The sequence below is a fragment of the Streptomyces milbemycinicus genome, assembly GCF_002154605.1.
GTDB lineage: Bacteria > Actinomycetota > Actinomycetes > Streptomycetales > Streptomycetaceae > Streptomyces > Streptomyces milbemycinicus.
Genome location: NZ_MUNE01000269.1, coordinates 1 through 8,350, shown reverse-complemented (window position 1 = coordinate 8,350; position 8,350 = coordinate 1). Strand labels below are relative to the sequence as shown.

The 8,350-nt window shown below is 69.8% G+C and carries 6 protein-coding genes and 1 riboswitch; of the genes, 3 read left to right on the top strand and 3 right to left on the bottom strand.

The features are described from left to right. Positions 1-31 precede the first annotated feature (31 nt). Positions 32-442: a coenzyme B12-dependent isobutyryl CoA mutase small subunit gene (icmB, locus tag CCN51_RS21895; RefSeq protein WP_014177358.1), complete on the bottom strand. Its 411-nt coding sequence runs from the start codon at positions 440-442 to the stop codon at positions 32-34. Between the two features lie 411 nt (positions 443-853). On the opposite strand from icmB, the gene CCN51_RS21890 reads away from it, so the two are divergent. Together CCN51_RS21890 and CCN51_RS21885 are read left to right on the top strand one after the other, a co-directional pair. Continuing rightward, on the top strand, positions 854-1,657 hold the full coding sequence (locus tag CCN51_RS21890) for an esterase/lipase family protein (protein WP_014177359.1): 804 nt from the start codon (positions 854-856) through the stop codon (positions 1,655-1,657). A gap of 184 nt (positions 1,658-1,841) precedes the next feature. Then, positions 1,842-3,536: a M23 family metallopeptidase gene (locus CCN51_RS21885; RefSeq protein WP_086859990.1), complete on the top strand. Its 1,695-nt coding sequence runs from the start codon at positions 1,842-1,844 to the stop codon at positions 3,534-3,536. Positions 3,537-3,613: 77 nt separating this feature from the next. Here the strand turns inward: CCN51_RS21885 and pcrA are convergent, their stop codons facing one another. Continuing rightward, positions 3,614-6,103 (bottom strand): DNA helicase PcrA, encoded by a 2,490-nt coding sequence (gene pcrA / locus CCN51_RS21880; RefSeq protein WP_014177361.1) that lies wholly within the window; start codon positions 6,101-6,103, stop codon positions 3,614-3,616. Between the two features lie 156 nt (positions 6,104-6,259). Continuing rightward, positions 6,260-6,437, top strand: a riboswitch (cyclic di-AMP (ydaO/yuaA leader). Between the two features lie 8 nt (positions 6,438-6,445). Between pcrA and CCN51_RS21875 the strand changes: the two genes are divergently transcribed. After that, entirely contained in the window at positions 6,446-7,633 is a 1,188-nt protein-coding gene (locus tag CCN51_RS21875) for a C40 family peptidase (RefSeq protein ID WP_014177362.1), read from the top strand. Positions 7,634-7,736: 103 nt separating this feature from the next. On the opposite strand, the gene CCN51_RS21870 is transcribed toward CCN51_RS21875, so the two are convergent. Continuing rightward, positions 7,737-8,350, bottom strand: a 614-nt coding sequence (locus CCN51_RS21870; protein ID WP_107426041.1) for a L,D-transpeptidase, incomplete at its 5' end; no start/stop codon positions are given.

The following is an 8,350-nucleotide window of genomic DNA, read 5'->3' as shown; positions in this document are numbered from 1 at the left end:
GGTGGCCGCGCCACGCCCGCGGCCCGCGGGGTTACGCGGCCACCGGCCGTACGTTCGCTCTGACCCACTCCACGATCGAGGTGGTCGTGGCCCCCGGGGTGAAGATCTCGGCCACCCCCTGCTCCTTGAGCAGCAGGATGTCCGCCTCGGGGATGATGCCGCCGCCGAACACCTTGATGTCCTCCGCGTCGCGCTCCCGCAGCAGCTCAAGCACCTTCGCGAAGAGCGTCATATGCGCGCCGGAGAGGATGGACAGCCCGATCGCGTCGGCGTCCTCCTGGATCGCGGTGTCGACGATCTGCTCGGGCGTCTGGTGGAGGCCGGTGTAGATGACCTCCATACCCGCGTCCCGCAGCGCCCGCGCGATGACCTTCGCCCCGCGGTCGTGACCGTCGAGCCCGGGCTTGGCCACCACCACACGGATCGGACCGGTCACACCCATGGCAGCCTCCATGTCGTCATCCCCCGCGGTGCGTCGCGCGGATCTCGCGGACCGCCGCCGCGGTACGTAAACGTGAACGAACGTTATCTACAGCATCCCGCACGCAGCAGTTTCACGGCGCGCGGCAACGGGGAAATCACACGTGGGACATATTCACCTCGGCCGCACCCATCTCCGCCTCGCCCGCCGCGAGGCGGTCCCACGCATCGGGCCGGCCGCCAGGGGAGCCGCAGCGGGGACCGTCGCACCGCGCAGTGCCATCAGCACGAGCCGCCTGGCGCCGCGGTGCGACGGCGCGGTCGTACCGCCACGACCACGACGTCCACCACCCCCTCCACCCACTGCAGGCTGCCCGTGAGGGCTCACGGGGGCAGTGCCGCCTCCCGTGCGCCGTTCAGGAGGTCGGCCGTCATGGGCCTCACCCGGATTCGCGCTACCGTCCTCGACCTGGCGATCCTCGCCGGGCATCTCCTCCTCTATCCGACCGGTCTGCTCCAAGAGCGCCCGCCCGCAGCGCCGCTGCCCGCCACACCGCCACAGCCCGGCGCCCCGGCCCGGCTGCCCGCCAACAACCGGGCCCACCGCCCGGTGCTCCTGCTGCACGGCTTCATCGACAACCGCTCCGTCTTCGTCCTGCTGCGCCGCTCCCTGCGCCGGCACGGCCGACAGCATGTGACGGCGCTCAACTACTCCCCGCTGACCTGCGATATCCGCGCCGCCGCCGCGCTGCTCGACCGCCATGTGCGGGAGATCTGCGCGCGCACCGGCCACAGCCGGGTGGATGTCGTGGGGCACAGCCTGGGCGGTCTGATCGCCCGTTACTACGTGCAGCGGCTGGGCGGGGACGCCTTGGTGCATACGCTGGTCACCCTCGGCACCCCGCACTCCGGCACCCGCACCGCGCCCCTGCTGTCCGCGCATCCGCTGGTGCGCCAGATGTGCCCGGATTCCGATCTGATCGAGGAATTGCGGCTCCCCGCGCCCGATTGCCGTACTCGGTTCATCGGCTTCTGGAGCGATGTGGATCAGCTGATGATCCCCGCGGAGACGGCCCGTATCGACCATCCGGATCTACGGGCGCGCAACATCCGCGTCAGCGGAATCGGGCATCTCACCCTCCTGGTGCACCATGCGATCGCCGCGGACGTCCGCGCGGCGCTGGACACCCCCGAAGGGGCGCCGGCAGACGCTTCCGACGCCGCCTCGGTTGCGTGAAGGGGCAGGAAGTTGCCGAACAGTAATCGAACACCCGGCCAAATTACGGCAGCCAGTCAGCCGAAAGGCGGCCAAATGACCGTTCCGGCGTTACTCAAAACCTGATGAAGATTGTCGCCGTCCCGAACCGGCGGGTACAGTCGCCGCTAATTCTCCTGCTGCCGAGGCGAAAGAGAAGTTGGTGGTGAACGACCGTCACCCGTCGGGGATCACAACCTCGACCGTCCCCGCTCCTGACGCCTCATATCAGTATTACGAGGCATACGACCAGCAGGGCACAGCGCACGGCTACGCCGGGTATGACGGCTACTCCACCGGCAGCTTCGACAACCTCAACGCCGCATATGGCGATGGCGACCCCCTCTTCGGCTCCCTCCCCGGCCACCACGGCGGCGGCTATGGGACCGGGCACGACGAAACCGGCAGCGGGCAGTACGACGCCACGCAGTGGGGCGCCGCGACCGGCGCCTACGACTCCGCGGCCTACAACTCCGGCGCCTATGAATCCGGGACCTATGACACCACCGCGATGTGGGCCGGCTCCGGCGTTCCGCTGGCCGGCACCATCCCGGCGCAGCAGGACTCGGACACCGGCGGCCACTGGGACGCCTCCGCCTGGGACACCACCGGCCACCACGATCTGACGGCCGGCACCCAGTGGGACGGCACCGGGCAGTACGACACGTCGGGGGTCGGCACCGGCCAGACCCAGTTCTGGGACATGAGCGCCTATGCGACCGTCGACGAGTCGCACTATAACCAGGGCGAATACGACCAGGGCGAATACGACCAGGGCGAATACGACCAGCGCGGATACGACCAGAACGGTCACGGCCAGAGCGAGTACCACGAGGGCGGGTACGAGCACGGCGGATATCAGCAGTCCGCCGAGCAGCCGTACGCCGCCCCCGAGGCGGAGCCGGAACCCGGGGCGGGGGCCGTGCACGAGGCCGAGACCCAGACCGCCCTGATGGTCCTGGACCTCGACTCACCCGAGGCCGACGCCGCCCATGGGGCCGACGCCGACGAGCTCACCGACCCCGCCCACCCCGAAGGCGACACGCCCGCCGACTTCGAGGACGCCGCGCCCGAGGTGGCATCGGTTCCCTCGCCCCGCCGGGACGGCGGCCGCAGCAGCCGCCGCCGCGCCCCCTCGGCCCGCCCCAAACGCTCGGCGCTCCTCACCGTCGCCGTCCCATCCGTCTGCGCACTGGGCGTCACCGCCGTTGCCGCCGCCTCCGTCGCCAACCTCGGCGACGACAAGAAGGACGCCAAGACCACCCAAGCCGCCTCCGACACCCCGCCGGTCAAGGCCTCGGTCGCCAACAGCAAGCTGGACACCCAGCTCGCCGCGGGCCTCGAGGACGCCGACGACTTCCGGGACCGCGCCAGCCGCACCCAGGAGCGGATCGACCTGAAGGCGCGCCAGGCCGCCGAGCGGCAGCGCAAGATCCAGGAGGCCGCCCGCAAGGAGGCGCTGCGGCCGAAGTTCGCGCTGCCCGTCGCGCAGCACGGGCTGAGCGCCACCTTCGGCCAGGCGGGCATCAACTGGATGTCCCTGCACACCGGCATCGACTTCCCGGTCAGCTACGGCACACCGGTCATGGCCGCGACCGACGGCACCGTACGCACCCAGTGGAACAACGCCTACGGCAACATGGTCATATTGACCAGCCCGGACGGCACCGAGACCTGGTACTGCCATCTGAGCAGCGCCAAGATCCGGGCCGGTTCGGTCAAGGCCGGGGACGTCATCGCGTACTCCGGGAACTCCGGCAACTCCACCGGGCCACACCTTCACTTCGAGGTGCACCCCGGCGGCGGCTCGGCCATCGACCCGCTGCCCTGGCTGCGCACCCACGGGCTCGACCCGACATAGGCCCAGGCCGAGGCCCGGCCAGGCCCAAGCCAGCCCAAGCCGGCCCAGGCCCCGCCGCCGGGCCGCCAGGCACCGCCCTACAGCTTCTCCACCGGCGCGTACCGCAGCAGCAGCCGCTTGGGCTTCTCGTCACCGAAGTCGATCGTCGCCTCCGCGTTGTCCCCGCTGCCCTTCACCGCGACCACGGTGCCGAGCCCGAACGCGTCATGGGTGACCCGGTCGCCGATGGCCAGCGCGACCACCGGCCGCTCCTTGGCCCGGCGCGTGGCGAAGCCACCGGCCCCGGACCCCGCCTTCGAACGTGACGAGGACAGCGAGGACGCAACCCCCGAGACGGCACCGACGGCCCCGACCGCGCCCATAGACGCCGACGGGGTGGAGGGCCCGGTCCGCTGCCAGCGCACAAACTGGTCCGGGATCTCCTCCAGGAAGCGGGACGGCGGGTTGTACGCGGGCTGGCCCCAGGCGCTGCGCATCGTCGACCGGGTCAGATACAGCCGCTCGCGCGCCCGTGTGATGCCGACGTACGCCAGCCGCCGCTCCTCCTCCAGCTCCTTGGTCTGGCCGAGCGCGCGCATATGCGGGAAGACCCCGTCCTCCATGCCGCTGAGGAAGACCACCGGGAACTCGAGGCCCTTGGCGGTGTGCAGCGTCATCAGCGTGATGACCCCGGTGCCCTCGGTGTCGTCGTCGGGGATCTGGTCGGAGTCGGCGACGAGCGCGACCTGCTCCAGAAACTCCGCGAGCGTGCCCGGGTTCTCCTCGCCGCGCTCCTGCTCGTACTCCAGGGCGACGGCCGCCAGCTCCTGGAGGTTTTCGATACGGGTCTCGTCCTGCGGGTCCGTGGACGCCTGCAGCTCCGCCAGATAGCCCGTGCGCTCCATCACCGCCTCCAGCACGGTGGCCGGTCCGGCCCCCGACTCGGCGATCGTGCGCAACTCCTCCATCAGCACGTTGAACCGCTTGACCGCGTTGGCCGAGCGGGCCGCCATACCGTACGCCTCGTCGACGCGGCGCAGCGCCTGCGGGAAGGTGATCTTCTCGCGCAGCGACAGCGCGTCGATCATCGCCTCGGCGCGCTCGCCGATGCCGCGCTTGGGCACATTCAGAATGCGGCGCAGCGGGACGGTGTCCTCCGGGTTGGCCAGCACCCGCAGATACGCGAGGACGTCGCGGACCTCCTTGCGCTCGTAGAAGCGCACACCGCCGACGACCTTGTACGGCAGCCCGACCCGGATGAAGACCTCTTCGAAGACACGGGACTGCGCGTTGGTCCGGTAGAAGACCGCCACGTCCCCGGACCTGGCGTCGCCCGCGTCCGTCAGCCGGTCGATCTCGTCGGCGACGAACTGGGCCTCGTCGTGCTCGGTGTCGGCCACATAGCCGGTGATGGTCGCCCCGGCGCCGGCGTCGGTCCACAGGTTCTTCGGGCGCCGGTTCTCATTGCGCTCGATGACGGCGTTGGCCGCGCTGAGGATCGTCTGGGTGGAGCGGTAGTTCTGCTCCAGGAGGATGGTCGTGGCGTCCGGATAGTCCTCCTCGAACTGGAGGATGTTTCGGATCGTGGCGCCCCGGAAGGCGTAGATCGACTGGTCGGCGTCGCCCACCACGCACAGCTCGGCGGGAGGGATCACCTCGCCGCCGTCGACGGTGGCCACCGAGCCCGGGCCCACCAGCTCGCGCACCAGCGTGTACTGCGCGTGGTTGGTGTCCTGGTACTCGTCGACCAGGACATGGCGGAAGCGGCGGCGGTAGTGCTCGGCGACGTCGGGGAAGGCCTGGAGCAGATTGACCGTCGTCATGATGATGTCGTCGAAGTCGAGGGCATTGGCCTCGCGCAGCCGCGACTGGTACATCGCATACGCCTCGGCGAGCGTCTTCTCGAAACCGTCCGAGGCCTGTCCGGCGAAGGTCTCCTCGTCGATGAGCTCGTTCTTCAGGTTGGAGACCTTGGCGCTGAAGGACTTGGGCGGATACCGCTTCGGGTCGAGGTCCAGATCCCGGCAGACCAGCGCCATCAGCCGCTTGGAGTCGGCCGCGTCGTAGATCGAGAAGGAGGACGTGAAGCCGAGCTTCTTGGACTCCCGGCGCAGGATGCGCACACAGGCGCTGTGGAACGTCGACACCCACATGGCGTTCGCACGCGGGCCGACCAGCTCCTCGACCCGCTCCTTCATCTCGCCCGCGGCCTTGTTGGTGAAGGTGATGGCGAGGATCTGGCCGGGGTGCACGCCGCGCGCGCCGAGCAGATACGCGATGCGGTGGGTGAGCACCCGGGTCTTGCCGGACCCGGCGCCCGCGACGATCAGCAGCGGCGAGCCGGTGTGCACCACGGCGCCCCTCTGCTGCTCGTTCATCCCCTCCAGGAGCGCGGCCGGATCCACCGCGGGGCGCGCCGCGCCGTCGCGGTAGTACGCCTCCCTGGGGGCGGGCGCGTCGAACTTCCCGTCGAAGAGGTCGTGCGGGACGTCCTCGGCGGCGGGACCGCCGTCGTCCTCGGGCGGCGGGGGCTCCTCGTCCGAGGGCCCGAGGTCCGCCAGGAAGCTGTCGTCAAAGAGGCTGCTCATCGCTCACCGAGTCTAGGGCGCCGCACTGACAGCGTATGCGCGGAAGTCACGAAACGGTTTCGGGGCAATTCGAACATCAGCCTTCACACGAGCCCCACAAGGCCACTACGGTCCTTCATCAGACAGGCCGGAACCCGTCGGCGACCACGTCGGCACGGGCTGTCTCCGCCGAGTCCGGCCCCGCCGCGAGGCAGCCGGAGCCGGGGACCCAGAGGTACCACTGGGGTGAATCGGCCCACGTGGCGACGTCAGCCGTCCGCCGCACGGACCGTAGGGCAGCCTTCCGTACGCCCGAACCCGACAGCTAACCCGGTAGGCGGTCCACGGAAGGAGTCGCCTCCCTTGGCGTCGCACCGCAAGCCGCGGACCCGAATACTGGACTCGGCCACCGGCCGCCGCACCGCCGTCGGGGTCACCACGGCCGCCCTCGCCTCCGTCACCCTCCTCTCCCAGACGGCGAGCGCCGAGCCGGGCAAGCCCAAGCCGACGGTCGAAGAGGTCAAGAAGAAGGTCGACACGCTCTACCACCAGGCCGAATCAGCGACCCAGGCCTACAACGCCGCCAAGGAGCGCACGGGCGAGCAGCGCGCCAAGGTCGACCGGCTGCTGGACAGCGTCGCCAAGCGCACCGAGAAGCTGAACGAGGCCCGGCGCAAGCTGGGCAACTACGCGGCGGCGCAGTACCGCAACGGCGGCATGTCCTCCAGCGCCGCGACCCTGCTGTTCGCCAAGGACCCGCAGGACATCTTCGACCAGTCCCATCTGATGGACCGGCTGTCCGGAGAGCAGCAGACGGCAGTCGACGACTTCCTGTCGCAGCAGGCCAAGGCCGCCAAGGAGCGTACGAAGGCCGGCAAGAGCCTGGCCTCGCTGACCCGCTCGCAGGAGCAGCTGAAGACCAAGAAGAAGACCGTCCAGGACAAGCTCACCCAGGCCCGTGAGCTGCTGTCGAAGCTGACCGCCGAGGAGAAGGCGCGGCTGGCGGCGATCGAGAAGAAGAAGGAAGAGGAGGCCCGGCGCAAGGCGGCGGAGCTGGCCCAGCAGCAGCGGGAGGCGGCGGCGAAGCGGACGCAGGAGGAGGCGGCGAAGCAGCGGCAGGAGCAGGCGAGCTCCTCCGGCTCGTCGAGCTCCTCCGGTTCCTCGGGGTCTTCCAGCTCCTCGGGGTCCTCCGGCTCGACCGCCGCCAAGGCCGACAAGGCCATCGCCTTCGCGGAGGCGCAGCTCGGCAAGCCGTACGTCTGGGGCGCGACCGGCCCCAACTCCTACGACTGCTCGGGGCTCACCCAGGCCGCCTGGAAGGCCGCCGGGGTCTCACTGCCGCGCACCACCTGGGACCAGGTGAAGATCGGCACGCGCGTGTCGACCGCCAACCTCCAGCCGGGTGATCTCGTCTTCTTCTATGACGACATCAGCCATGTCGGCATCTATATAGGCGACGGAATGATGATCCACGCCCCGAAGCCGGGCGATGTGGTCAAGAAGGCGCCGATCACCGAGATGCCGATCTACGGCAGCGTCCGCCCGGCCTAGCAGCCTTCCGTCCCGCCTCCCCGGATCCCGAAGGGGCTCTCCGGGTCCCGAAGCTCTCCGGGTCCCGAAGGGGCTCTCCGGGCCCCGGGGAGGCGGCTGCGGCTCAGGTGCCGGGCTTGCGGCCGTAGACGTATACGTCGTCGCCGTTGCGCAGCAGGCTCCAGTACTTCTTGGCGTCGCCCTTGCGCATGTTGACGCAGCCGTGGGAACCCGGCGGCGACCACACGCTGCCCGCGATGGAGTGGAAGGCCTGGCCGCCGTCGAAGAACTGGCTGTACGGCATCGCGACGTCGTAGAGCGTCGACCAGTGGTCGATGTCCCGCCAGTAGATCTTCTTCAGCCCGCCCCGGGTCTCATACCGGTCGCGGCCGGTGCGCACCGGCACCGGGCCGAACTTCAGCCGCGAACCGTCCTGGATCCAGCTCAGCTGGCGGGTGAGGTCCACACAGGCGATGCGGCCCCTGTTGGTGGGGCACTTTCTCGCCCTGTTCGGGTTGTGCCCGGCCGCCTTCTGCGAGTTGATCAGCTTCATCACGCCCCAGGTGACCGGCCCGGCATAGCCGATCGTGGGGCTGATCCCGTGGTTGATCTGGAACTTCTGGATCGCCAGACAGTCCGTACGCGACTGCCGCCCGTCCACCGGACGGCCCAGGAACTTCTCCACCTGCTTCTGGTACGGCCCGACGCTCGTCGTACACGACGAGCGTCGGGCCGTAC